This window comes from Pseudomonas sp. AC252 (genome assembly GCF_979258105.1).
In genome coordinates this window covers 5,861,976-5,885,422 of the sequence record NZ_OZ409837.1, presented here as the reverse complement: position 1 = coordinate 5,885,422, position 23,447 = coordinate 5,861,976, and the positions used below count along the sequence as shown (strand labels likewise).

The following is a 23,447-nucleotide window of genomic DNA, read 5'->3' as shown; positions in this document are numbered from 1 at the left end:
CGATTTCAGCAATTCTCAAGGGTGGCAGTGGCCAAACCGGGAAAGTCTGTAATCAGGCTGTCAACGCCGAAGTCGGCGAGTCTGCGCATCAGTGCAGGCTCGTTGACGGTCCACACCGACACATGCAGGCCCTGCCGCTGCGCCTTCTGCAGGCGTTCCGGCGTACACAGCGTCCAGTTCAACGCGAGAATCTCGCAACCGTAACTGGCTGCAACCTTTAATGGGTCGAGCCAGGCATATTCGGCCACCAGTCCACGCGACACGTCCGGCACCAGGTCCAGCGCTGCCTTCAAGACTTCCCGCGAACTCGAAGTGATCGTCACCTTGTCGAGCAGGCCGTGGCGCTGAGCCATTTCGCGAATCGCCAGCACGGTAGTCGCCGCGCGGGTGCGTGAAGCGCTTTTGACTTCCAGTTGCCAATGCTCGAAATCACATTTCTCGAACAACTCTTCCAGCGTCGGAATCGGGCACGGCTTGATCCAGCCCGGGCCACCCTTGCGCGCGTCGTAGGTGACCAGTTCGGCGGCGGTGTGCTCGACGACTTTGCCGCGACGCTCGGTGGTGCGCTTGAGCGTCGGGTCATGAATGACCATCAGCTCGCCGTCCTTGGACAGGTGCAGATCCAGTTCGCAGCGGCGCACGCCGTGCTTGAGGCATTCCTGAAAGCTGCTCAGGGTGTTTTCCGGTGCTTCGCCCTTGGCGCCGCGGTGGCCGTAGATGAGGGTCACGGTGCTTCCTTAAGTTAAATGCCAGATTCGTTCTGTTCGCGGGCCAGACGGCGTTCCTGAGCCTGCTTCTGCAAGATGTAGCGCGCGAGCAATTGGCGCTGGGCATCGGTCGGGCGCTCGAACTCGGTGCCGACGTCATAGCCATCGCCCTTGGGATCGCAATGGGTGACCCGGGCACGCAGCAGCAGGCCAAGCGCCTGCGGCATCAGTACCAGTTTCACCGACAGGTGTGCGCCGGTGGCAATCGGGGTCGGGTACTGAAAGTCGATCCCGCCCTCGGAGATGATCACCGGCTGCGGCTCGCCGATTTGGCCGAGCACGGTCAGGGCGATCACCTGGCTGAGCAGGTCGATGCGTTTGTTCTGCGATTTGAGGAACGCCGCGATCGCGCGGTCGCGCTCGCTGATCTGCCGCAACAGGTGCTGCGACTCGAATTCGCTCAGGTGCAGTTCGCTGAGCAGGTTGAAGAGTGGGGAAGCATCCTGCAACACTTCCTGGCCTGCGGCTTCGGGAGCGGACAGGGGCCGAATTTCCAGTGCGATCGTGTCCTCGATACGGTAGTATTCGCGGCGATCTTCTTCATCTAATGTCGACATGGCGAACCCATGGTAGCGGCGGTGGTCTGAGTGTAAAGCTGGTTTTCGACCCCCGCCACAAGGACGTTCCTTTTCCCTCCGAACAAGCCCCGACATGTTCAGACCTCTCTTCGTATTTATCGGCACGCGTTATACCCGTGCAAAGCGTCGCAATCATTTTGTGTCATTCATTTCCCTGACTTCGATGATCGGGCTCGCCCTTGGCGTGGTCGTGATGATCGTCGTGCTGTCGGTGATGAACGGCTTCGATCATGAGATGCGCACCCGCGTGCTGGGCATGGTGCCCCACGCTACTCTCGAGACCGGCGAGCCGATCAATGACTGGCAGAGCCTGGCCGACAGGGTCAAGCAGAACCGGCAGGTGACGGCGGTGGCGCCGTTCACCCAGATGCAGGGCCTGCTGACCAACAACGGTCAGGTTTCCAAGGTGTTGCTCAATGCCATTGATCCTGCGCTCGAGCGCAATGTGTCGATCATCGACAACTTCATGAAGCAGGGCAAACTCGACGACCTGACACCGGGCAGCTTCGGCATCGTCATCGGCGATAAGGCGGCGACCAAGCTCGGCGTCGGCATCGGTGACAAGGTCACCTTCGTCGCGCCGGAGGTCAGCGTGACCCCGGCCGGGATGTTCCCGCGCATGAAGCGCTTCACCGTGGTCGGGATTTTCCATGTCGGCGCCGGTGAGCTCGACGGCTACCTCGGCGTGACCAATCTGCAGGATCTGGCGAAAATGCACCGCTGGAAAGCCGATCAGGTGCAGGGCCTGCGGCTGAAGTTCGACGATCTATTCCAAGCCCCGCGCGAGGCGTGGAACATTGCCAAGCAGCTCGGCGAAGATCATTACTACGCCCGCGACTGGACCCGCACCCACGGCAACCTGTATCAGGCGATCCGCATGGAAAAAGCCATGATCGGGCTGCTGTTGCTGCTGATCGTCGCCGTCGCCGCGTTCAACATCATTTCCACGCTGGTGATGGTGGTGAACGACAAGAAGGGCGACATCGCCATTCTGCGTACTCTTGGCGCCACTCCGGGCACGATCATGCGCACGTTCATGGTGCAGGGCACGGTGATCGGGGTGGTAGGCACGGCCATTGGCGCGGTAGTCGGGATTCTCGCGGCGCTGAATGTCAGTGCGGCCATTTCGGCGCTTGAAGGGCTGATCGGCCACAAGTTCCTTAATGCTGACGTGTATTTCATTGATTATCTTCCTTCGCAGGTACAGAGCCAGGACGTCGTCATGGTCTGCACCGCTGCGTTGGTCCTGAGTTTCCTCGCCACCCTGTATCCCGCCTGGCGTGCCGCGCGCACCCAGCCGGCGGAGGCGTTACGTTATGAGTGAGTCGGGCATGAGTGAACAAGCAATTCTGAGCTGCCGTAACCTGGGCAAATCCTACGAGGAAGGTCCTGAGTCGGTACAAGTGCTGGCCGGCCTGCAACTGGAGTTGCACCCGGGCGAGCGTGTGGCGATCGTGGGTAAATCCGGTTCCGGCAAAAGTACCTTGCTCAACCTGCTCGGCGGTCTCGATACGCCGAGCAAGGGCAGCGTCTGGCTCGACGGTGAAGAACTGTCGGCATTGAGCGAGAAGAAGCGTGGCCTGCTGCGCAACCGCGCCCTCGGTTTCGTGTACCAGTTTCACCACTTGCTGCCGGAATTCACCGCACTGGAAAACGTCTGCATGCCGTTGTTGATCGGCAAGACCGCCATCCCGGAGGCGCGTCAGCGAGCCACGGCATTGCTGGAGCGTGTCGGGCTGGGTCATCGTCTGGAACACAAACCGGCCGAGCTGTCCGGTGGTGAACGTCAGCGCGTGGCCATCGCCCGTGCCCTGGTCAACAACCCGGGGCTGGTGATGCTCGATGAGCCGACCGGCAACCTCGACCTGCACACCGCCGAAGGCATTCAGGACCTGATGCTGGAGCTGAGCACTTCGATGCGCACGGCGTTCCTGGTGGTGACGCACGACATGAACCTGGCTCGCCAGATGGACCGCGTCCTGCAATTGCAGGAAGGTTGCCTCACTCCCATCTGACTGGCTGAAACCCGGCGCCCGTAACGGTGCCGGGTCTTTTATTTCTATACGGTGCCCCAGCGAATGTTCAGACCGTTATCGATCTTTATCGGCACGCGCTATACCCGCGCCAAGCGCCGCAATCGCTTTGTTTCGTTCATTTCGATGACCTCGATGATCGGCCTCGCCCTCGGCGTGCTGGCGATGATCGTGGTGCTGTCGGTGATGAACGGCTTTCAGCGCGAAATGAGCTCGCGCATCCTCGGCATGGTGCCCCATGCGACCATCGTTGGCGTCAAGCCGATCGACGACTGGCAGCCGGTGGCCGCTGCCGCGATGAAAAATCCCGAAGTGACCGCCGCCGTGCCGTTCACCGAGATGGAAGGCATGCTGTCCTACAAGGGTTCGATGCAGCCGATCCAGATCAGCGGCGTTGATCCGGCGCAGGAAGGCAAGGTGTCGATCGTTGCCCAGCATATCGTCCAGGGTCGTCTCGATGCCTTGAAGCCGGGCGAATTCGGTGTGGTGATCGGTGAGATCACCGCACGGCGTTTCCGCCTCAATGTCGGCGACAAGATCACCCTGATCGTCCCGGAAGTCAGCACCGCGCCGGGCGGTATCACCCCGCGCATGCAGCGCCTGAATGTGGTGGGCGTGTTCAAGGTCGGCGCCGAGCTGGACGGCTCGATGGGCCTGATCCACGTCGCCGACGCCGCGACCATGCAGCACTGGCAGCCGAATCAGGTGCAGAGCGTGCGCCTGGCGGTCAAGGATCTGTATGCGGCGCCAAAGGTGTCCGCAGACATTGCCGGTGGCCTCGGTGCCGACTTCAAGGCTGACGACTGGACCCACACCCAAGGCAGCCTGTTCAGCGCGATGAAGATGGAAAAAACCATGATCGGCCTGCTGTTGCTGATGATCGTCGCGGTGGCGGCGTTCAACATCATCGCGACGCTGATCATGGTGGTGAACGATAAGGGCGCCGACATCGCGATCCTGCGCACGATCGGCGCCACGCCACGCCAGATCATGGCGATCTTCATGGTGCAGGGCACGGTGATCGGTATTGTCGGCACCATCATTGGCGGCGTGCTGGGCGTGATTGCCGCGCTGAATGTCAGCGAACTGGTCGGCTGGGTCGAGCGCGTGACCGGCCAGCATATCTTCAGTTCGGACGTGTATTTCGTCAGCAATCTGCCCTCGGAACTGCAGGGTGGGGATGTGCTGTTGATCTGCTCGGCGGGGTTCATTCTGAGCTTTCTGGCGACGGTGTATCCGGCGTGGCGGGCGGCGAAGATCGAACCGGCGCATGCGTTGAGATATTCGTAAGCGACTCCATGCTCGTTCCCACGCTCTGCGTGGGAATGCCTCAACGGACGCTCTGCGTTCGGCTCTTGAAGGGACGCGGAGCGTCCCGGGCTGCATTCCCACGCAGAGCGTGGGAACGATCAGGTCCGAGGCAACTCGATTACAAACCGCGTCCAACCCGCCTCAGATTCGCAATGAATCGTCCCGCCATGTGCCCGCACGATCGACTGAGTAATCGCCAGCCCTAACCCCGCATGCTCACTGCTGCCTTCCTGCCGCGCCGGATCCGCCCGATAGAAGCGGTCGAACAAACGTGGCAGCACCTGCGCTGAAATCCCCTCACCACTGTTCTCGACGCAGACGCGTACGGTTTCCCCCTCGTCGACGATGCTCAAGCGAACGTATCCCTCAGCCGGGGCGAACCGCAGCGCGTTATCCAGCAGATTCGACAAGGCCCGGCGCAACATGCCGCGATCACCTTCGATACGCGCTGCCCCCTCACGGCTAAGGCTAACGCCAGCGTCTTCCGCCAATGGCGCAAAAAACTCCAGCAGCATGTCGGCCTCATCCGCCAGCTCCAGTGGTTCGCGCTTGGGCATCAGCAAGCCGTGGTCAGCCTTGGCCAGGTAGAGCATGTCGTTGACCAGTTGCGCCATCCATTGCAGTTCTTCGAGGTTGCTGTGCAGCGCTTCGCGGTAGTCCTCCAGTGCCCGTGGGCGGGTGAGGGTGACCTGGGTGTGGGTCAGCAGATTCGACAACGGTGTGCGCAGCTCATGGGCAATGTCGGCGGAGAACGCCGAGAGGCGCTGAAACGAGTCGTCGAGGCGTGCGAGCATGGCGTTGAAGCTGTAGGCCATTTCGGCAAGTTCTGGCGGCATCTTCTCTTCAGGCAGTCGGGCATTCAGCGATTGCGCGGAAATCCCACGAGCCACGGCGCTCATTCGGCGCAACGGGCGCAGACCACTGCGCGCGGCCCAGGCACCGAGCAGGGCGGTAGCCAGCGCTGACAGGCCGACGGTCAGCCAGATCAGATGCTGCATGCGCGCAAGGAAATGCTGGTGATGGGTGATGTCCAGCAGCAGCGTCAGTTGCGGCGAATCCGCTGTGTCCGGATAGAGTGGGGCGCGCAGTACGCGGTAATCGGTGCCGTCATGGCTGATCGTCGACAGGCCGGTTTGCAGCGGCAGATTCTTCGGAATCTGCACCGAGCTGTCATACCAGTGCTGACCATCGCCACTGGTGATGCGCAACGACAGATCGGCCTGACGGCTGAGTTCATCGGCCAGCCGCGCCTCGCGCTGGGCAGGTTGGAGATCCTGTAAGGCGCGGCGCAGGCCGATCAGTTTCGTCTCCAGTTGTTGCTGATCAAGCTCGATGAAGTGCGCCTCGCTGGCGCGGTCGAACAGCACCCCGGCGAACAGCGAGACCACCGCAGTGCAGGCGGCAAACAACAGGGCCAGGCGCGTGCTCAAGGACAAACCACGCATCACAGCGAACGCTCTTCGAGCACGTAGCCCATGCCGCGCACGGTGTGGATCAACTTGTTGGGAAAGTCATCGTCGATCTTCAGGCGCAAGCGGCGGATCGCCACTTCGATGACATTGGTGTCGCTGTCAAAATTCATGTCCCAAACCTGCGAGGCGATCAGCGATTTGGGCAGAACCTCACCCTGACGGCGCAGGAGCATTTCCAGCAGGGCGAATTCCTTGGCGGTCAGGTCGATGCGCTGGCCGTTGCGTTCGACGCGGCGGCGGATCAGGTCCAGGCGCAGATCGGCCAGTTGCAGGCTGGTTTCCTGGGCGACTGCGCTGCCGCGCCGCAACAGGCTGCGCACCCGCGCGAGCAATTCGGAGAAGGCGAATGGCTTGACCAGATAATCGTCGGCGCCCAATTCGAGGCCGTGAACCCTGTCCTCCACGGCGTCTTTGGCAGTAAGAAAAAGTACCGGCGTGGCGAGGCCGGCGCTGCGCACCGCTTGCAGAATCTGCCAGCCACTGCGCCCGGGCAGCATCACATCGAGGATCAACAGCGCGTACTCGCCGCTCAACGCCAATTGCTGGCCACTGATGCCGTCAGCCACCAGCTCGGTATTGAACCCGGCCTCGGTCAAACCCTGGCGCAGGTATTGGCCGGTTTTCGCTTGGTCTTCGACGATCAACAGTTTCATGGGCGACTCGGGCGGGGATGGTATGTAGAAGGGCGAGGGCGTTATACCGTGAGATCCGGCGATAAGCACCAAGCTGACAAAGTTGTAATCTGCCTGTCAGGTCGATGCCAGCGCGGGGTGGTTAGAGTTTCCCACAGGCTGAACCTTCTCTTGTTGGAGCGTGACCATGTTTTTTCGTACATCCCTGACGTTAGCTGCCTGTCTGCTGGCATTGAGTTCGCCTGTTTCGGCGACCCCGGCGCACGCCTTCGCGTTCGGCAAGCCGGCAGCCGCGAGCCTAGCCACGCGGACTATCGAAATCGTCATGGGCGACATGAACTTCGACCCGAAAGCCATACAGGTCAAGGCCGGTGAGACCATTCGCTTTGTGCTGGTGAATAAAGGCCAGTTGCTGCACGAATTCAACCTCGGTGATGCGGCGATGCATGCCAGCCACCAGCAGGAAATGTTGCAGATGCAGCAGAGCGGCATGCTCACGCCTACCGGCATGAAAGAAATGTCCCACGACATGGCGGGCAGGGATCACGCAGCGATGGGCCATGGGATGAAGCACGACGATCCCAACAGCGTGCTGGTCGAGCCGGGCAAAACCGCCGAGTTGACCTGGACCTTCAGCAACGCCACGGTGCTTGAGTTTGCCTGCAATATCCCCGGGCATTATCAGGCCGGCATGGTCGGCAAACTGACTGTCAGTCAGTAAGCACTCAAAGGCGCAGGCAAAGGCTGGTAGAATCCGCTGATTCTTCAGTCAGGTTTCCGCCATGCATCCCGCAGCCGAACATTCGCCGCTGGGCAAATCCAGCGAATACATCGCCACTTACACGCCGTCCCTGCTGTTCCCGATTCCGCGCACCGCGAAATGGGCCGAGCTGGGCCTGACCGCCGACACCCTGCCGTACAAAGGCGTGGATTTCTGGAACTGCTTCGAGCTGTCGTGGCTGCTGCCCTCGGGCAAGCCGGTGGTGGCGATCGCTGAATTCAGCATTCCGGCGGATTCGCCGAACATCATCGAATCGAAGTCGTTCAAGCTCTACCTCAACTCGCTGAACCAGACGCCGTTTACCGACGTCAGCACACTGGAAGCGACGCTGGTCAAGGATCTGTCCGCCGCTGCCGGCAAACCGGTGGGCGTGCGGGTGCGCAGTTTGAAAGACGTGGAAGCTGAAGGCGTTGTGGCGTTGCCGGGCGTGTGCATCGATGATCTGGATATCAGCGTCAGCAATTACGAACACCCGCGCCCGGAGCTGCTGCGTTGCGACGATTCGCGAATCGTTGAGGAGAGCGTGCACAGTCATCTGCTCAAATCCAACTGCCCGGTGACCAGCCAGCCGGACTGGGGCAGCGTCGTGGTGGAATACCGCGGCGCGGCACTGGATCACGCCAGCCTGCTGGAATACATCGTCAGCTTCCGCCAGCACTCGGATTTCCACGAGCAATGCGTTGAGCGGATTTTTCTTGATCTTCAGCGGTTGCTGAAGCCGGAGAAACTGACAGTATTTGCGCGCTATGTGCGACGGGGAGGGCTGGATATCAACCCGTATCGCAGTACCGAAAGCGTACAGCTGCCGAATCATCGCCTCGTACGTCAATAAGATCCGGAATGTGCGATATCCAATGTGGGAGCAAGCCTGCTCGCGAATGCGGTGTGTCATTCAACGATGATGTCGACTGACACGACGCCTTCGCGAGCAGGCTCGCTCCCACAAGGGCTTGCATGCACATTTTGCAAATGAAAAAGCCCTGCCATCGCTGGCAGGGCTTTTTTGTGCGGCGGGCGTCAGATGCCCATGCTGCCCAGCGTATTCATGATGTTGCGCAGGGTGCCGGCGATTGCCGGGTGTTCGACTTCGAAGCGCTCGACCGCCAGGTTCACGCCGTCGGCGATGCTCGCGTCCTGCGTGGCAGTTTCCAGCTGGATTTCCGATTCGATCTGCGCCATCAGCGCATGCAGATCCTCACGCTCGGCTTCCGACAGCGGTGGATTGTGTTCCAGCTGCTCGCGCAGGGTATCGAGCTGTTTTTGCAGTTCTTGGGCGGGCATGGTGGTTTCCTTTTATCAATAGGCACTGGCATTGACCGCAGCCGCGCGCCAAAGGTCTATGGCTGACCTTTAGATTAATCCACTCTGGGTAAACCTGCATGACGTCGATCAGGGCTTTTCGCCTTTGGCGCGGCGCAGGCTGATATCGGCGAGACAGGCGTCGAGTTCACCGAGATGATCGATCACCGAATGCACGCCCAGGCTGAACAGCTGCACGGTTGCCTTGCCGCGCAACTGTTCGCGCTCCTTTTGCGACAGAGCCTGCCACTCGCTCGGGCTCAGGCCGCACAGCGAGCCACAGGATGCCAGCCCAATCGTCCACAACCCGGCATTCAGGCCAGCCTGCAACAGGCGCGGCTCACCGCTGACCAGCACGCAGCCATCGAGTCGGTCGATGTTCAGATCCATCAAGGCTTGCCAGCACGCATTGGGCGCCGGCCACGGATTCATTGTTGCTGAATGTTGCGTCGGCTTGATCCAGTCCGGCAGCGAGGCGGCCAGTGACTGAGCGAGGGCAGGGGGTAACTCATCCAGCCATGCGCAGGGAATCTGCTGACGCTGCAAGCTTTTCAGGCTATCGAGTGCGCCAGGGTGGCTTCGGTGTGTTGCGTCTGGGCGAGGGTCTGCTGCGCGGCCCGTGCACCGAAATCCACCAGGCAGCCGCTGAGGCCGAACAGTACGGCCGTCAGGCGGGGCGCGGCGACGGGCAAGGTTTCGGCGTGTGTCATGGCAACGTCCCTGAAATAACGCTCAAGGCTAGGGCGCGCGGGTGACAGTTGCATGACAGCCCTGTGAAAGTCGGCGTAGGAAACTTCCTGCATATCCTTGCTGCGGCGCACTGCCCAAATCGCCGTTTACGCTTATACTAGCGGCCTCAACGCACGGGCCGAGCGTCCGCGCCAGTATCAAATCCAAGGAGTTTTTCTATGCGCTGGAGCCCTTCGCTCACTCAGCTAAGTGTTTGTGCCAGCCTGTTGCTGGCGCCGTTCGCCACCCAGGCGGCCACCGAAGAAGACCCTTGGGAAAGCGTCAACCGGCCGATTTTCCAGTTCAACGACTTCGTTGACACCTACGCGCTGAAGCCATTGGCGCAGGGTTATGAGTTCATCACTCCGCAATTCGTTGAAGACGGCATCCACAATATGTTCCGCAACGTCGGCGACGTCACCAACCTGGCGAACAACGTTCTCCAGGCCAAACCCGCTGCCGCTGGCGTTGATACCGCCCGACTGATTTTCAACACCACCTTTGGTCTGCTCGGCTTCTTCGACGTCGGCACCAAGATGGGCTTGAACCGCAGCGACGAAGACTTCGGTCAGACGTTGGGCTACTGGGGCGTAGGCAGCGGCCCATACGTGATGCTGCCGCTGATGGGGCCGAGCACCCTGCGTGATGCACCGTCGAAATACGTCGACAGCTTCACCGGCGCGTACCGCTACATCGATCACGTGCCGACGCGTAACTCGATCTTCGGCCTGAACATCGTCGACACCCGCGCCAGCCTGCTGTCGAGCGAGAAGCTGATCAGTGGCGACAAATACACCTTCATCCGCAATGCTTACCTGCAGAACCGCGAGTTCAAGGTGAAGGACGGTCAGGTCGAAGACGACTTCTGATTTCGACCGGTGACAGAAAGGCGACCCCTCGGGTCGCCTTTTTTGTGCGCGGCAGGGCATCGCCAGTGACCGTCGCTACCTTCCATCGGGTTACGCTTGGAGCGGTTCTTATAACTCCCGGTGATTTGACAAACAAAGTCGTCAAGCGACAATCGGCGCATGCTTGAAACGCTCTGCGGATGGGAGTACCGTCTGCGCCTTAGAAGGGCACCTCTGTTTAAAACCGCGCGCCAGGCGAATGCTTGAAAGTGCTGCAGCAGAGAGGCTAGAAAGCGAATCCAGTAGTCTGCGCAGGGCCGTTGCCCCGCTCACTACGCCAACCTAATTCTGGCGCCGTTTGCCCACATGCCAAAAACCAGTGCCACGCTGCTGATAATCGATGATGACGAGGTAGTGCGCGCGAGCCTCGCGGCCTATCTGGAAGACAGTGGTTTCAGCGTCCTGCAGGCCGGCAACGGTCAACAGGGTCTTCAGGTATTCGAGCAAGACGAGCCCGATCTGGTCATCTGCGATCTGCGCATGCCGCAGATGGGCGGTCTCGAACTGATCCGTCAGGTCACCGAGCGCTCGCCAGAGACGCCAGTTATCGTCGTCTCGGGTGCCGGGGTGATGAACGACGCGGTCGAGGCCCTGCGCCTAGGCGCGGCGGATTACCTGATCAAGCCTCTCGAAGATCTGGCTGTGCTCGAGCATTCTGTGCGTCGGGCCCTGGATCGAGCGCGGCTGCTGCTGGAAAACCAGCGTTACCGCGAGAAGCTGGAGAAGGCCAATCGCGAGCTCGAAGCCAGCCTGAACCTGCTCCAGGAGGACCAGAACGCCGGTCGCCAGGTGCAGATGAACATGCTGCCGGAAAGCCCGTGGAGCATCGACGAATTCCACTTTGCCCACCAGATCATCCCGTCGTTGTACCTGTCGGGTGATTTTGTCGACTATTTCCGCGTCGACGAGCGCCGGGTCGCGTTTTACCTGGCGGATGTTTCCGGGCATGGCGCGTCATCAGCGTTCGTCACCGTGCTGTTGAAGTTCATGACCACGCGTTTGCTCTTCGAATCGAAACGCAGCGGTACCTTGCCGGAGTTCAAGCCTTCGGAAGTGCTCGGTCATATCAACCGGGGGCTGATCAGTTGTAAGCTGGGTAAACACGTCACAATGGTCGGTGGAGTCATTGACGAGGAGACCGGTTTGTTGACCTATAGCATTGGCGGCCATCTGCCTTTGCCTGTGTTGTACACGCCTGACAGTGTTCGTTATCTCGAAGGTCGTGGCCTGCCGGTGGGGCTGTTCAATGAAGCCACTTACGAAGACCACGTGCTTGAGCTGCCGCCGACGTTCAGCCTGACGCTGATGTCTGATGGCATTCTGGACCTTTTGCCAGAAGCAACGCTCAAAGAAAAAGAGGCTGCTTTGCCTGAACGGGTGAAGTCAGCGGGCGGCAGCCTGGATGGTCTGCGGCAAGTGTTTGGTTTGGCCACGCTAGGGGAGATGCCGGATGATATCGCCCTGTTGGTGTTGAGCAGGAATCTTCAATGAGTACCGGTAGAATCCAGTTCGCCGAGCAGGACGGCACCTTTGTCCTGAAGTTCGTCGGTGAAGTTCGCCTGACCCTGTGTTCGGCGTTGGATGCGACTATTGAGAAAATCTTCACCGCGTTGAATTTCAACGCGATCGTGATCGATTTGACCGAAACCCGCAGCATCGACAGCACGACGTTGGGCCTGTTGGCCAAACTGTCGATCCTGTCGCGGCAGAAGGTCGGCCTGTTGCCGACGGTTGTCACCACCCACGAAGACATCACCCGTCTGCTGCAATCGATGGGCTTTGAGCAGGTGTTCAACATCGTCAATCATCCGGTGCCGTGCCCGGAGTGCCTGGACGATCTGCCGGATCAGGATCAGTCGGAAGAAGTAGTGCGAATCAAGGTGCTGGAAGCGCACAAGATTCTCATGGGCCTGAACGATTCCAATCGGGAAGCGTTTCATGATCTGGTGAATGCGCTGGAGCGGCATTGATCCAGTGAGTTGAGGAAGCACGGGCCGGCCTCTTCGCGAGCAGGCTCGCTCCCACATTTTGATCAGCACTTACCATAAAAAAGGGCGAACCCTCACAGGTTCGCCCTTTTTGCGTTCTACAAACTCAAATCACAGCTTGGCCTGCAGCAACGCCTCCAGTTTCTCCTGGTCGCGGGCGAACTGACGGATGCCTTCAGCCAGTTTCTCGGTGGCCATCGCGTCTTCGTTGGACAACCAGCGGAATTGCGCTTCGTTGAGACTCAGACGCGCTTCACCGGCATTGCCCGGCGCCAGTTTGCGTTCCAGCTTGCCGGTGTCGGCGGCCAGCTTCTCCAGCAGTTCCGGACTGATGGTCAGGCGATCGCAGCCGGCCAGTTGTTCGATCTGGTTGATGTTGCGGAAGCTCGCGCCCATGACCACGGTCTTGTAGTCATTGGCCTTGTAGTAGTTGTAGATGCGCGTCACCGACTGCACGCCAGGATCATCGGCGCCGGTGTAGTCGTTGCCGTTGGCCTTCTTGTACCAGTCGTAGATGCGGCCCACGAACGGCGAGATCAGGAACACCCCGGCATCGGCGCAGGCGGCGGCCTGAGCGAAAGAGAACAGCAGGGTCAGGTTGGTCTGGATGCCTTCCTTCTCGAGGATCTCGGCAGCGCGAATGCCTTCCCAGGTCGAGGCGATCTTGATCAACACGCGGTCGCGGCTGACGCCAGCCTTGTCGTACAGCTCGATCAGACGATGCGCACGCTTGAGGATCGCATCCTGGTCGAAGGACAGACGCGCATCCACTTCGGTGGAGATGCGGCCCGGAACCACGTTGAGGATCTCTTTACCCACTGCGACGCCGAAACGGTCGCTGGCCAGGCCGACATCGCCCTTGCAGTCGCGAACGCAATCGTTCAGCAGTTCGGCGTAGCCGTGAATGGCCGAAGCCTTGAGCAGCAGGGAAGGGTTGGTGGTGGCATCGGTCGGTTTGACTCGGGCGATCGCTTCGAAGTCGCCGGTGTCGGCAACCACGGTGGTGAACTGTTTGAGTTGTTCCAGCTTGGAAGTCATGGGCGTGCTCTATCCTATGGGTCTGAAGACATTACCCGAGCGCTGACGGGCACTCAAGGGTGCATTCGTGGATCGATGGCCCCTGCGGCAACAACCTGAAAACGATTGTTTGAAAGGTGGGGCGCGGTGTCGCTGAATACGATGCCAAAACAGCCCACAGGTTCAAAGCAACCGACCTGTGAACAGACCGGTTGCCCACGACCTACTCGGCGTTCAACAAACCTTCCACGGACAAGCGTGCCGGTTTTGGCTGGCCGTCGGAGGTGAGAAAGCCGAAGTTCTTCTCACGATCATTGCTGCCGGTATCACTGTTCCTCCATTCATAGATAGAAGTCAGCGGGATATTCAGACGTTTAACGTCAGCGATAAACGCGTTGATCTTGGTCGCTTGTCCCTCAGGCCCGCCGTTTGAGGCGAGGGCCGAAATCCCCCATTCACTGATGACCCCCGGCAGATTGAAGTTCTGCTGGATGAACGTCTGCGCGTTGCTGATCTGCGTGGCGGTCATGCCATAAGGATGATAGGAAACGGCGTTCAGGCATTTGGGGTAATCGCTGACGATACTTTTCATCGCCACCGTCGAAGCCGAGCCTGCGCTTGGCGGCCGAGCGAAGCCGAAGCCGACCCGTGGTGTCGTCTGCGGCTGGCCTTCGAAGGCCTTGCACATGCCAGCCATGAACGGCACGAAAGTGGTGTCGAAATTGCGCGTCGGCCAATAGGTTTCCAGGTCGGGTTCGTTCCAGATTTCGATCGCCACCAATTGCGAACTCCAGGATTTTTCCAGCCCGGTCACGGCGTTGGCGAACTTACCGCCGGCGGCGTTCAGCTCCTCGGGCGACGTGGCCGGCAGTGCCTTGATTGCGCGCACTGTCAGCAGCACCGGAAGCCCGGCGGAAGCGGCGGCGGCGAAGGCGTCGCTGACCTGTTTTTGATAAGTCTTGGCGGTGAGGCTGTCGCTCCACACTCCGAAGCGCACAAAGCTGAAGCCTGCTGCCTTGATTTGCGCGGCATCGGCAGCGGTGAAGCTCTGGATCTTCACCTGAACGCCGATGGTTTTCGCTGGAAGGTTGGGGAACAGCTCGCTGGCGTGAACCTGGCTGGTAGCACCGAGCGCCATCAGGGCGAGGGCGGCGAGTTTATTGCGCTGTGCTGTTTTCATGTCTGCTCTCCTGAAGAGAATGACAACTACGAATAGGTATCCCGTTACTCAATTTCCGATAACGGTGATGGCACTAAGTGCGTGAATGTTATTTTTTGTCAGGAAAACAGCAACTGAAAATCACAGTTATTTTTAGTCCGCTAATTGTGGTTGGGGCGGCTTAAAACGCTGTGGTACTTAATGTTCCTGTACTAACAGGGCGAAGCTATTTCTGAGTGCAGGAAAGTCGTGAGGGTTCATTAACTTTCACGGCATGTTGGCTGTTTGATATTACACAGGAATGCAAGACTTGTTCAAAAAGATCCTCGTTGTCTGCGTGGGCAATATATGCCGAAGTCCGACGGCTGAACTGCTGCTGCGCAACGCGCTGGCCCCTGCCGCCATCACCGTGTCCTCCGCTGGCCTGTCCGCGCGCGTGGGCGAGGGGGTCGAGGCCTCAGCGCGGCAGGTTCTCGAAGAACACGGGCATTGTGCCGAGGCCTTCAAGGCGCGGCAGTTGACGTCGGATATCGTCAATGACTCGGACCTGATCCTCGTCATGGAAAAGGCCCACATTAATCAAGTGCTGAAGATTGCCTCACACGCCAGAGGCAAAGTGTTTCTGCTCGGTAAATGGCAGAGCGAGCGCGAAATACATGATCCGTATCGTCAAGGCAAAGCCGCGTTTATTCATGCCCACGCATTGATTGAAGATGCGGTTAGTTCATGGGCGAAGCGTCTCGGGCATTGATGAATCTTCTTCAGAACAGTAAATGGTAAGAACAGACTTATGCAGTTACCGTCCGTAATCGGCACCCGCGACAATGATCAAGACAGTATTGATCTGCTCGGCATCTTCGGCAGCCTGATCGACCAGAAGTGGCTGATCGGTGCGCTGACCGGTGCCTTCATGGTCACCGGCGTCGCCTATGCGGTGCTGGCAACGCCGGTGTACCTGGCGAACGCGCTGGTGCAGGTCGAACCGAAAAAGAACGACATGCTCGGTTTCTCCGACCTCAACAGCATGCTCGGCGGGCAATCGCCGTCGGTGACCGAAATCGGCATCATCAAATCCCGCGCAGTGATCGGCAAAACCGTTGACGACCTGCGCCTGGATATCGACGTCACCCCCAACACTTTCCCAGTGATCGGCGGCTTCCTTTCGCGGCGCTATCGCGGTGACAGCGAGACCAGCGTCGCGCCGCCGCGTTTCGGTTTTAACAGTTATGCCTGGGGCGGTGAGCGCTTGGAGTTCTCTCGGCTGGAGTTGCCGAAAGATCTGCTCGGCAAGAAACTCACGCTGATTGCCGGCGAGCAGCAGCGCTTTGAGCTGTTTGATGAAAACGACAATCTGCTCGCCGAAGGTGTGGCTGGCGAAGCGTTTGCCAACGACGGCGTAGAAGGGCAGATCGCGCAACTGGCAGCCAACCCCGGCACGCGTTTTCAAGTGGTGCGCAATCCACGCATCGTGACCATTCAGGGCTATCAGGACGCGCTGGATATCTCCGAACAGGGCAAGGAGTCGGGGATCATTCGTCTGGCGCTGGCCAGCTCCGACGCGGCCGAGGCGGTGAAGATCCTCAACAAGATCGCCTCGCTCTACGTCGAACAAAACGTACGCCGCACTTCGGCGGAAGCCGCGCAGAGCCTGGCCTTCCTGCAAAGCCAGTTGCCGCAGGTCAAGCGTGATCTGGCCAAGGCCAGCGACGCTCTGAATGCCTACCAGACCCACGGCAAGACCGTGAATATCTCGCTGGAAACCCAGTCGGTGCTGGGCCAGTCGGTAGCGCTGGAAACGCGCATCTCCGAACTGAAAATGCAGCAGGCCGAGCTTGATCGCAAGTTCACCAAACAGCACCCGGCCTATCGCGCCTTGATGACGCAGATCGGCGAGCTGACCCAACAGCAGAAATCCCTCGAAGGCAAGGTTCAGGACTTGCCGGCTACTCAGCAGGAACTGCTCAACCTGACCCGCGACGTCGAGGTGGCTTCGCAGATCTACACGCAGTTGCTGAACAAATCCCAGGAACTCGACATCGTCCGCGCCGGGGCCGTTGGCAATGTGCGTTTGATCGATACCGCTGATGTCGACCTGACCAGCCCGATCAAACCGAAGAAAGCGCTGATTGTGCTGATCGCGACATTACTCGGCGCGTTTGTCGGCGTGGCGCTGGTGCTGCTGCGCAAATCCCTCAGCCGAGGCCTTGAAGGTCCAGAAGGCATCGAGCAGTTGGGTCTGCCGGTGTATGCGTCGATTCCCTACAGCGCCTTGCAGGAGGAAGAGGACAACAAAAAGGGCCGCGCCCGCGATGGCGTCGACAAACCAGCGTATCTGTTGGCGCTGCGCAACCCGACCGATCTGTCGATCGAATCGATCCGCAGCCTGCGCACCTGCCTGCACTTTGCCGGGCTCGACTCGACCAACAACCGCATCATGATTTCCGGCCCGAGCCCGCAGGTCGGCAAGACCTTCGTTTCGTCCAACCTTGCGGCGGTCATGGCCCTGAGCGGCCAGCGCGTGGTGCTGATCGATGCCGACATGCGCAAAGGGCATCTGCACAAAACCCTCAACACGCCGATCAGCAATGGTTTGTCCGACCTGCTGGTCAAGCGCTGCACCCTTGAGCAGGCGATCAACAAAGTCGAAGTCGACAACCTGCATTTCATCAGCCGGGGGCAAGTGCCGCCCAATCCTTCCGAATTGCTGATGCACGCCAACTTCCGTGAGCTGCTTGCGCAACTCAGCGAGCGCTACGACCTGGTGATCATCGACACGCCGCCGCTGCTGGCGGTGACCGATGCCGCCATCGTCGGTCGCGAGGCTGGGATCAGCCTGATTGTCACCCGCTTCGGGGTGAACCCGGCCAAAGAGATCGAACTGACCATTCGCCGCTTCGCCCAGAACGGCATCGAGTTGAAAGGCGCGGTGTTCAACGGCGTCGAGAAGCGTGCGGCCAGCTATTACGGCGGCACTGGCTATTACAACTACGAATACGCGTCCGACAAATCCTGATGGTTGCCGATTGTTCTTTCCTGTTTGAAGTGGGTGAGTTGTGAAAAAAATACTGCACGTGGCAGAGACGATCAAAGGTGGCGTGGCGACGGTGATCCGCACGATCTCGGCATCCCCGAAGATGACGCGGCGAATTATCAACTGGTCTATCTGGTGCCCGAGGATCAGGCCAAAGAGCTGCACGGTATCGCCCCCCAACAGGTGCGCACCTTCCCGCGCAGCGGCCGCAACGTGCCGTCGCTGCTGCGTTTCGCCTGGCGTCTGAGCCAGGTGCTGCTCAAGGAAAAACCCGACGTCGTGCATTTGCACAGCACCTTTTCCGGCGTGATCGGCCGTGTTGTGTGCGTGCTGTTGCGACCATGGCGCAAGCCGAAAATCGTCTACTGCCCCCATGCGTTTTCATTCCTGATGGAAAGCTCGCCGACCAAGCAGAAGGTCTATGCGTGGATCGAGCGGGTGCTGCAGAAAGTCACCGACGTGATCATCTGCGTCAGCCAGTACGAGCTGGATAAAGCCGCGCGTTTCGGTATCGAGCGCAAGCGCATGAAGCTGATCTACAACGGCATTCATCACAAGGATGACGCGCCGAAAAGCGCTGGCGCCGAGCCGATTCATCTGCTGTTCGTCGGGCGTCTGGATTACCAGAAAGGCTTCGACGTGCTGCTCAAGGCCTACGCCAAGGTCAATCGCAACGACCTCAAACTGACGGTGGTTGGCAGTGCGGTCAACGAAGACTCTGTCGAGTGCCCGCCGATGGATTCGGTCGAGTACCTGCCCTGGGTGACCCCGAGTGAAGTGCAGGCGCTGTATCAGAAAGCCGATGCGCTGATCGTACCGAGTCGCTGGGAAGGCTTTGCCATGGTGCCGCTGGAAGGCATGGCCATGGGGCTGCCGGTGATTGCCAGCAACTGCACCTCGCTGCCGGAACTGGTCACCAACGAAGTGTCTGGCTACGTATTTCCGTCCGGCGATCACCAGGCGCTGGCCGACGTCTTGACGATCATCCAGAAGCCGCGCCTGCTCGACCTTGGCAATGAAGGCCGGAGCATTGTCCGCGAACGCTTCAGCGCCGCGTTGATGATCCGCCAGACCTACGACCTGTATCACGCTCCCACTTATTAAGTAGAACTCAAGCTTATGAACGTAACGATTTTGCATGGCTACAGTGCGTCCAACTCCGGTGACGGTCTGCTCGTCGATCTGGCCATTGCTCTGGTGCAGCGTAACTTCGGTGAGGACACCGCGATCAGTGTCGTGGCGTCCGACCCTGAGTCGTTCAACTATCTGCCGCACCCGCGTTTCGATGCGCCGGTGATGGCGGCTAAGGGTCTGGGGCGGGTCAAGCAAGCGGTGTTTCTCAATCAGTCCTACGCCGGGCTCGCCGATCTGCTGAAGAAAACCGATCTGATCGTCGGTGTCGGCGGCGGTTACATGCGCTCGAAAAGCGCCTTCGAGCACATCAAGCTTAAGCTTGGCCACGCCAAGCAACTGGAAACCGCGATCCTCAGCCAAGTGCCGTCGGTGTACCTGCCGCAGAGCATCGGCCCGTTCCACGGCGAGAGCAGCAAGATTGTCGAGCACTACGCCAGCGCCGATGCGGTGTTCGTGCGTGACAACCGTTCCTCGGCCATTTTTGATGCTTGCGAAAACGTCTACCGCGCGCCGGATCTGGCCGTGCAGTCGCTGGCGAGCAAGATTCTGCAGCAACCGAAATTCACCCGCTGCGCCGCCTCGCCGGCGACGGTCTGCGTGGTGCTGCGCAAGCCGCCGGAGTGGAGCAAAGAGAAGAAGGTCGCTTACGTGGCCAATCTGAAACTGCTGCTGCAGCGTCTGAAGAACAAAAGTAAAGTGGTCTGCGCCGTGCAAAGCGCCGTACGTGGCAACGATGACGGCGCGTTCTACCGCGAGCTGGGCATCAACGACGACCTGCTGTCGCTGAAGGCAACCATTGCCAAGTACCAACCGGACCTGGTGATCTCGGTGCGTCTGCACGGCGCCATCGAATCGCTGCTCTCCGGCGTGCCGGCGTATCACATCAGCTACGAGCGCAAAGGCTTTGGCGCCTATCAGGACATGGGCGTCGAGGACTGGGTGATCAACGGCGGCGACATCGATGTCGACACCATCATCAACACCGTTTACGCACCCAATGCGCTGACGGACTTCGGCAAGCGCCTGACCGACACCTGCCGCGAGATCGAGGCGAAAACCGTGGCCATGGACGAAATCATCAAGGGTGTCGTTCGATGATATTTCGGCTGTTGCTTCGCGGCGGAGCTTTGGGCGCGAAGTTCTTGCTGGTGTTGGCCATCACCCATTACCTCGGTTACGAGGCGCTGGGCTTTTATGGTGTGGTGGTCGCGGCGTCGTTGATCGCGTCGAAGTTCTACAGCGTCGGCTTCAGTTCCGAAATCAACCGACTGATCAGCGTCGGCGGCAGTTCGCGGCGGGTGGTCGACAAGGTTCTGCTGCTGTATCTGGCGGTGGGGCTGTTGCTGTCGGTACTGACGGTGCTGGTCTATTCGCTGTTCCAATCGGTGGAAGCGACCGTCACGCTGATCCTTTGCGTGACCCTGGTGCTGCTCACCGAGCACCTGTCGTTCGAAATCAATTCCTTCGTGTTTTCCGCGCAGAAAGCCACCGCCGGTGCTCTGCTGTTCTTCATCAAGACCGGCCTGTGGGCGGTGTTGGCGGTGGGCGGCATGGTGCTCGGCTGGGTCGCGGGCATCGCCAGCGTGTTGTGGCTGTGGGTCGCCGCCAACGTGCTGGTGATCATCGCCGGTTATTTGATCGTGGTGAACGTGCACAAGGGCCGCGAAGCCGCGCCGCTGGACACCGCGACGGTGTGGAAGGCCGGCTTGCCGTTCTATCTCGGCACCGGTCTGATCGCGCTGAGTCAGTACGCCGAGCGCTTTCTGATCATCGACCTCGAGCCTTACGCCAGCCTCGGCAAATACGTGTACGCGTGGTCGGCGGCCAACACTTTGCAGGCGTTGTCCTATGCGGTGGTGGCAGTGGTCGGCATTCCGGTGCTGGCCAAGCGTTTCCAGGCCGATCAACAGGCGTTCACGGTCAGGCAACTGTTCGTCAACAAATGGGTGATGCGCTCGCTGGTGGTTTCCGCCGTTGTGGCCGTGGCGATCTATGTGTTTTTCAATGTGCTGCTCGATTACGTCGCCGCCAGCGTGCCGCGTCCGGATAACGCGCTCCTCGCGGTGCTGATTTTTTCCTTCGCCTTGCGGGCGATCGGCGACATCGTCTGGGGCGGTTTGATTGCTTCGAAAAACAGCCGGGTGTCGCTGGCCAGCGCGGCGCTCTGCCTGCTGATTTCAGTGCCGGTCAGCTATGTGCTGATCAAGCATTACTCGATCTATGGCGCGGCGTGGGGCAACGTCTTCGCCATTGTCGTGCAGCTTGGCGTGATCGCGTTGTTGACCCGTGTCAGCGGCGCGAAAAAGGCTGCGCTGTCATGGGCCTGAAACTGCCGCGCATCGAGTTTCGTGGGCGCAAATTCGATTCGTCGATTTCCTTCCTGATCCTGTTCACCGGGCTGTTTCTGTCAGTGGCGATGCCGTTGCTGGTGCCGCGTGATCCGGGTCCGGATGCGATGACCTTGTGGTCGTCGTATGCGCGCGCCGACAACTGCAATTTCTGGAACCCGTTCTCGCCGGATCGCTCGTCCTACGAATGTTCGGCGTTCCTGCTGCGGCCCACCGGGATCAACCTGACCAATGCCTGGGCCTACGGCATGTTCTGCAATTTCTTTCTCACGGCGATTCCGGTGGTGGTGTTTCGGCGCATGCCGCTGACCATCTTCGGCACCCTGTGCCTGTGGGGCATCGTGCGCTCGTTCTTCCTCGAGAACCTGACCAAGGAAATCATCGTGTCGGTGGCGGTGTTGAGCATTCTGCTCAGCTCGTTGACGCGCAAATATCGCGGCGGCTTTTTTCTTTCGGCGGTGATTTACGGCGTACTGATCCGGCCGTACTGGATTCTGTTTTCGCTGTCGTGGGTCGGCGTCTGCGTGATGAAAAAGTACGTCTCGCGCTTCACCTTCTTTCTGATGCTGTTCCTGTTCTATCTGGCGGTGGCCATGGCCATTCAGCTGGCGCTGGGCTTTCCGGTGTCGTCAATCCGGGCGAGCAACAACGAGCTGCGCACGGCGGGCGAGGAGGGCTCGAAATCGCTGATCGTCTCCTGGCTCAGCGGCAGTGACTTCGTCTCCCAGGCACTGGATTCGATGATCATTTTCTTCCGCCTGTCGTTCCCGGTTGAGCTGATTCTGCTGTCCGGGCCGGGACAGGTGATCTTCGTTGCGCTGATGATCATGACTGCACTGCTGCTGTTCAAAGTCATCACTTCGACCGACTACAAGGGCGCGCCGATCCAGACCAAACCCAAGGAACTGATCGCGATTCCGCTGGCGTTTCTGTTGGTGCAAGGCTTGTTCGAGCCGGACTTCGGCTCCTTCGCCCGGCACTTCTCGATGGTGGTGCCGGTGTTGTTCGTCGGCTTGGGCTTGATGCTTCGCGCGAACAAACCGGTGCAGGTCGAATCAAGAATTCTCACTTAAGGCAGGTGCTCTATGTCGAGCAAGAACAAATCCTGGAAATCGAAACCCTGCGCGGCCTGGCGTGCCTGCTGCTGGTGCTCTATCACGTCATCGGCCCGCTGGGCGGCGGCTTGAAGATCGACATCGGCTCGCCGTTCCGGGTCATCGCCGACTCGATGGTGTATGTGCGCATGCCGCTGTTCACGTTCATCTCCGGCTACATCTATTCGATCTACAAGATTCGCGGCAATGACTTTTCCGCCTTCTTCGCCGGCAAGGTGCGCCGGTTGCTCGTGCCACTGTTCTGCGTCGGCGTGCCGTTTTCAGTGTTGCAAGCGGTAGGGCCGGGAGTGAACAAGGACGTCGGCGTGATCGATGCGTTGTTGTCGTTCTGGGTGCCGATCAACCACTTTTGGTTTCTGCAGGCGGTGTTCAGCATTTTCATCTTCGTCGGCCTGCTGGAATGGCGCGGCCTGCTGCGTTCGGCGACGCGGCTGTATGGCTTGTTTGCGTTTGCCGCGGTGTTGTTCCTGCTGCCGCCGTTGCCGCTGGATGCGTTCGGTATCAACGGCGCGATCTACCTGCTGCCGTTTTTCGTCGCGGGGATGATCGGTCAGGAAAATGTCGATGTTTTGAAGCAGCGTTTCAAAGTGATCGGGCCACTGTTGTTTGTGTTGATCTCGCTGACGCTGTTGTACGTCGCTGCGATTGATCGTGAGCTGATTGTCGATCGCCGCAGCCTGATTGGTTTGGCCGTGGGGTGCGTGTCTTGCATCGCGTTGCTTTCGAGTGACATGCGCTCGAAAGCGCTGACCTGGCTGGGCGGATATTCCTATGCGATTTTTCTGTTTCATGTGCTGTTCGCAGCGACCTCGCGCTTTGTCCTTGGGCGCCTCGGCGTGAAGGATGAGAGCTTGCTGGTGCTTGGTGGTCTGAGTTGTGGATTGCTCGGGCCGGTGCTGTTGGCGATGGTGTTCAGCCGGTTCGATTTCACCTCGGTGCTGTTCCTGGGCGAGCGCGCGGCGAAGAAGAAAGCGCCGGTGATTGTGGCTCCGGTGGTGCAGACGCAGAACAGCTGAAAGCTTCGCGAGCAGGCTCGCTGCAAAATCACACAATCCCTGTGGGAGCTGGCTTGCCAGCGATTGGGGCAGGTCAGACGCAGTCATATTGACTGACCCACAGCCATCGCTGGCAAGCCAGCTCCCACA

20 protein-coding genes and 3 pseudogenes are annotated in these 23,447 nt (G+C 59.6%); 15 read left to right on the top strand and 8 right to left on the bottom strand.

Annotated features, from left to right (window positions below; all coding sequences use genetic code 11):
* Positions 1–5: 5 nt before the first annotated feature.
* Both ACZZZ4_RS26745 and ACZZZ4_RS26740 read right to left on the bottom strand, forming a co-directional pair.
* On the bottom strand, positions 6–728 hold the full coding sequence (locus tag ACZZZ4_RS26745) for a glycerophosphodiester phosphodiesterase (protein ID WP_007910500.1): 723 nt from the start codon (positions 726–728) through the stop codon (positions 6–8).
* A gap of 14 nt (positions 729–742) precedes the next feature.
* The gene (locus tag ACZZZ4_RS26740; protein WP_350570859.1) at positions 743–1,324 is read right to left on the bottom strand and encodes a PilZ domain-containing protein; all 582 of its coding nucleotides are present in this window, start codon (positions 1,322–1,324) and stop codon (positions 743–745) included.
* A gap of 94 nt (positions 1,325–1,418) precedes the next feature.
* Between ACZZZ4_RS26740 and ACZZZ4_RS26735 the strand changes: the two genes are divergently transcribed.
* The 3 genes from ACZZZ4_RS26735 (at position 1,419) to ACZZZ4_RS26725 (ending at position 4,668) form a co-directional block, all read left to right on the top strand.
* The gene (locus ACZZZ4_RS26735; RefSeq protein WP_463549218.1) at positions 1,419–2,669 is read left to right on the top strand and encodes a lipoprotein-releasing ABC transporter permease subunit; all 1,251 of its coding nucleotides are present in this window, start codon (positions 1,419–1,421) and stop codon (positions 2,667–2,669) included.
* On the top strand, positions 2,662–3,360 hold the full coding sequence (gene lolD, locus ACZZZ4_RS26730; RefSeq protein WP_024013628.1) for a lipoprotein-releasing ABC transporter ATP-binding protein LolD: 699 nt from the start codon (positions 2,662–2,664) through the stop codon (positions 3,358–3,360). Before ACZZZ4_RS26735 ends, lolD begins: the two co-directional genes overlap by 8 nt.
* Positions 3,361–3,423: 63 nt before the next feature.
* A complete protein-coding gene (locus tag ACZZZ4_RS26725; RefSeq protein ID WP_024013627.1) occupies positions 3,424–4,668 on the top strand; it encodes a lipoprotein-releasing ABC transporter permease subunit in 1,245 nt (414 codons plus the stop codon).
* 119 nt (positions 4,669–4,787) lie between these two features.
* On the opposite strand, the gene ACZZZ4_RS26720 is transcribed toward ACZZZ4_RS26725, so the two are convergent.
* Both ACZZZ4_RS26720 and ACZZZ4_RS26715 read right to left on the bottom strand, forming a co-directional pair.
* Entirely contained in the window at positions 4,788–6,134 is a 1,347-nt protein-coding gene (locus ACZZZ4_RS26720; RefSeq protein ID WP_463549217.1) for a heavy metal sensor histidine kinase, read from the bottom strand.
* The gene (locus ACZZZ4_RS26715) at positions 6,134–6,814 is read right to left on the bottom strand and encodes a heavy metal response regulator transcription factor (protein WP_039760759.1); all 681 of its coding nucleotides are present in this window, start codon (positions 6,812–6,814) and stop codon (positions 6,134–6,136) included. The genes ACZZZ4_RS26720 and ACZZZ4_RS26715 overlap by 1 nt, the downstream gene beginning before the upstream one ends.
* Before the next feature lie 166 nt (positions 6,815–6,980).
* Here ACZZZ4_RS26715 and copI point away from each other — a divergent pair, with 166 nt between their 5' ends.
* Both copI and queF read left to right on the top strand, forming a co-directional pair.
* On the top strand, positions 6,981–7,514 hold the full coding sequence (gene copI / locus ACZZZ4_RS26710) for a copper-resistant cuproprotein CopI (protein ID WP_463549216.1): 534 nt from the start codon (positions 6,981–6,983) through the stop codon (positions 7,512–7,514).
* Between the two features lie 61 nt (positions 7,515–7,575).
* Entirely contained in the window at positions 7,576–8,406 is an 831-nt protein-coding gene (queF, locus tag ACZZZ4_RS26705; protein ID WP_463549215.1) for an NADPH-dependent 7-cyano-7-deazaguanine reductase QueF, read from the top strand.
* Between the two features lie 185 nt (positions 8,407–8,591).
* On the opposite strand, the gene ACZZZ4_RS26700 is transcribed toward queF, so the two are convergent.
* Together ACZZZ4_RS26700 and ACZZZ4_RS26695 are read right to left on the bottom strand one after the other, a co-directional pair.
* A complete protein-coding gene (locus ACZZZ4_RS26700) occupies positions 8,592–8,855 on the bottom strand; it encodes a DUF4404 family protein (protein ID WP_016775472.1) in 264 nt (87 codons plus the stop codon).
* Between the two features lie 108 nt (positions 8,856–8,963).
* A pseudogene (locus ACZZZ4_RS26695) lies at positions 8,964–9,583 on the bottom strand (HAD family phosphatase).
* A 198-nt stretch (positions 9,584–9,781) separates the two neighbouring features.
* On the opposite strand from ACZZZ4_RS26695, the gene ACZZZ4_RS26690 reads away from it, so the two are divergent.
* The 3 genes from ACZZZ4_RS26690 to rssC all read left to right on the top strand — a co-directional run bounded on the left by ACZZZ4_RS26690 (position 9,782) and on the right by rssC (position 12,480).
* Positions 9,782–10,471, top strand: coding sequence for an MlaA family lipoprotein (locus ACZZZ4_RS26690; protein WP_039760748.1), 690 nt, complete (start codon positions 9,782–9,784; stop codon positions 10,469–10,471).
* Between the two features lie 345 nt (positions 10,472–10,816).
* Positions 10,817–12,001, top strand: a complete 1,185-nt coding sequence (rssB, locus tag ACZZZ4_RS26685; RefSeq protein WP_039760746.1) for a two-component system response regulator RssB — start codon at positions 10,817–10,819, stop codon at positions 11,999–12,001.
* On the top strand, positions 11,998–12,480 hold the full coding sequence (rssC, locus tag ACZZZ4_RS26680; RefSeq protein WP_003226553.1) for an anti-sigma factor antagonist RssC: 483 nt from the start codon (positions 11,998–12,000) through the stop codon (positions 12,478–12,480). The genes rssB and rssC overlap by 4 nt, the downstream gene beginning before the upstream one ends.
* Before the next feature lie 129 nt (positions 12,481–12,609).
* Here the strand turns inward: rssC and tal are convergent, their stop codons facing one another.
* Together tal and ACZZZ4_RS26670 are read right to left on the bottom strand one after the other, a co-directional pair.
* Positions 12,610–13,536: a transaldolase gene (gene tal, locus ACZZZ4_RS26675; RefSeq protein ID WP_415761953.1), complete on the bottom strand. Its 927-nt coding sequence runs from the start codon at positions 13,534–13,536 to the stop codon at positions 12,610–12,612.
* 202 nt (positions 13,537–13,738) lie between these two features.
* Entirely contained in the window at positions 13,739–14,695 is a 957-nt protein-coding gene (locus tag ACZZZ4_RS26670) for a glycosyl hydrolase family 5 (protein WP_463549214.1), read from the bottom strand.
* A 289-nt stretch (positions 14,696–14,984) separates the two neighbouring features.
* Here ACZZZ4_RS26670 and ACZZZ4_RS26665 point away from each other — a divergent pair, with 289 nt between their 5' ends.
* The 7 genes and pseudogenes from ACZZZ4_RS26665 to ACZZZ4_RS26635 all read left to right on the top strand — a co-directional run bounded on the left by ACZZZ4_RS26665 (position 14,985) and on the right by ACZZZ4_RS26635 (position 23,318).
* Positions 14,985–15,425: a low molecular weight protein-tyrosine-phosphatase gene (locus ACZZZ4_RS26665; RefSeq protein WP_039760729.1), complete on the top strand. Its 441-nt coding sequence runs from the start codon at positions 14,985–14,987 to the stop codon at positions 15,423–15,425.
* 39 nt (positions 15,426–15,464) lie between these two features.
* Positions 15,465–17,687 (top strand): polysaccharide biosynthesis tyrosine autokinase, encoded by a 2,223-nt coding sequence (locus ACZZZ4_RS26660; RefSeq protein ID WP_463549213.1) that lies wholly within the window; start codon positions 15,465–15,467, stop codon positions 17,685–17,687.
* A gap of 40 nt (positions 17,688–17,727) precedes the next feature.
* Positions 17,728–18,809 (top strand): annotated as a pseudogene (locus ACZZZ4_RS26655) (glycosyltransferase).
* A gap of 15 nt (positions 18,810–18,824) precedes the next feature.
* A complete protein-coding gene (locus tag ACZZZ4_RS26650; protein WP_463549212.1) occupies positions 18,825–19,937 on the top strand; it encodes a polysaccharide pyruvyl transferase family protein in 1,113 nt (370 codons plus the stop codon).
* Complete coding sequence (locus ACZZZ4_RS26645; protein ID WP_463549211.1) at positions 19,934–21,166, top strand: MATE family efflux transporter; 1,233 nt, start codon at positions 19,934–19,936, stop codon at positions 21,164–21,166. Before ACZZZ4_RS26650 ends, ACZZZ4_RS26645 begins: the two co-directional genes overlap by 4 nt.
* On the top strand, positions 21,157–22,260 hold the full coding sequence (locus ACZZZ4_RS26640; RefSeq protein ID WP_039760718.1) for a hypothetical protein: 1,104 nt from the start codon (positions 21,157–21,159) through the stop codon (positions 22,258–22,260). The genes ACZZZ4_RS26645 and ACZZZ4_RS26640 overlap by 10 nt, the downstream gene beginning before the upstream one ends.
* Before the next feature lie 12 nt (positions 22,261–22,272).
* Positions 22,273–23,318, top strand: a pseudogene (locus tag ACZZZ4_RS26635) (acyltransferase family protein).
* Positions 23,319–23,447 lie beyond the last annotated feature (129 nt).

Coding starts and splice junctions, on each gene's coding strand:
- ACZZZ4_RS26740 (WP_350570859.1), bottom strand. CDS start 1,324: ATGTCGACATTAGATGAAGAAGATCGCCGCGAATACTACCGTATCGAG.
- ACZZZ4_RS26735 (WP_463549218.1), top strand. CDS start 1,419: ATGTTCAGACCTCTCTTCGTATTTATCGGCACGCGTTATACCCGTGCA.
- lolD (WP_024013628.1), top strand. CDS start 2,662: ATGAGTGAGTCGGGCATGAGTGAACAAGCAATTCTGAGCTGCCGTAAC.
- ACZZZ4_RS26725 (WP_024013627.1), top strand. CDS start 3,424: ATGTTCAGACCGTTATCGATCTTTATCGGCACGCGCTATACCCGCGCC.
- ACZZZ4_RS26720 (WP_463549217.1), bottom strand. CDS start 6,134: ATGCGTGGTTTGTCCTTGAGCACGCGCCTGGCCCTGTTGTTTGCCGCC.
- ACZZZ4_RS26715 (WP_039760759.1), bottom strand. CDS start 6,814: ATGAAACTGTTGATCGTCGAAGACCAAGCGAAAACCGGCCAATACCTG.
- copI (WP_463549216.1), top strand. CDS start 6,981: ATGTTTTTTCGTACATCCCTGACGTTAGCTGCCTGTCTGCTGGCATTG.
- queF (WP_463549215.1), top strand. CDS start 7,576: ATGCATCCCGCAGCCGAACATTCGCCGCTGGGCAAATCCAGCGAATAC.
- ACZZZ4_RS26700 (WP_016775472.1), bottom strand. CDS start 8,855: ATGCCCGCCCAAGAACTGCAAAAACAGCTCGATACCCTGCGCGAGCAG.
- ACZZZ4_RS26690 (WP_039760748.1), top strand. CDS start 9,782: ATGCGCTGGAGCCCTTCGCTCACTCAGCTAAGTGTTTGTGCCAGCCTG.
- rssB (WP_039760746.1), top strand. CDS start 10,817: ATGCCAAAAACCAGTGCCACGCTGCTGATAATCGATGATGACGAGGTA.
- rssC (WP_003226553.1), top strand. CDS start 11,998: ATGAGTACCGGTAGAATCCAGTTCGCCGAGCAGGACGGCACCTTTGTC.
- tal (WP_415761953.1), bottom strand. CDS start 13,536: ATGACTTCCAAGCTGGAACAACTCAAACAGTTCACCACCGTGGTTGCC.
- ACZZZ4_RS26670 (WP_463549214.1), bottom strand. CDS start 14,695: ATGAAAACAGCACAGCGCAATAAACTCGCCGCCCTCGCCCTGATGGCG.
- ACZZZ4_RS26660 (WP_463549213.1), top strand. CDS start 15,465: ATGCAGTTACCGTCCGTAATCGGCACCCGCGACAATGATCAAGACAGT.
- ACZZZ4_RS26650 (WP_463549212.1), top strand. CDS start 18,825: ATGAACGTAACGATTTTGCATGGCTACAGTGCGTCCAACTCCGGTGAC.
- ACZZZ4_RS26645 (WP_463549211.1), top strand. CDS start 19,934: ATGATATTTCGGCTGTTGCTTCGCGGCGGAGCTTTGGGCGCGAAGTTC.
- ACZZZ4_RS26640 (WP_039760718.1), top strand. CDS start 21,157: ATGGGCCTGAAACTGCCGCGCATCGAGTTTCGTGGGCGCAAATTCGAT.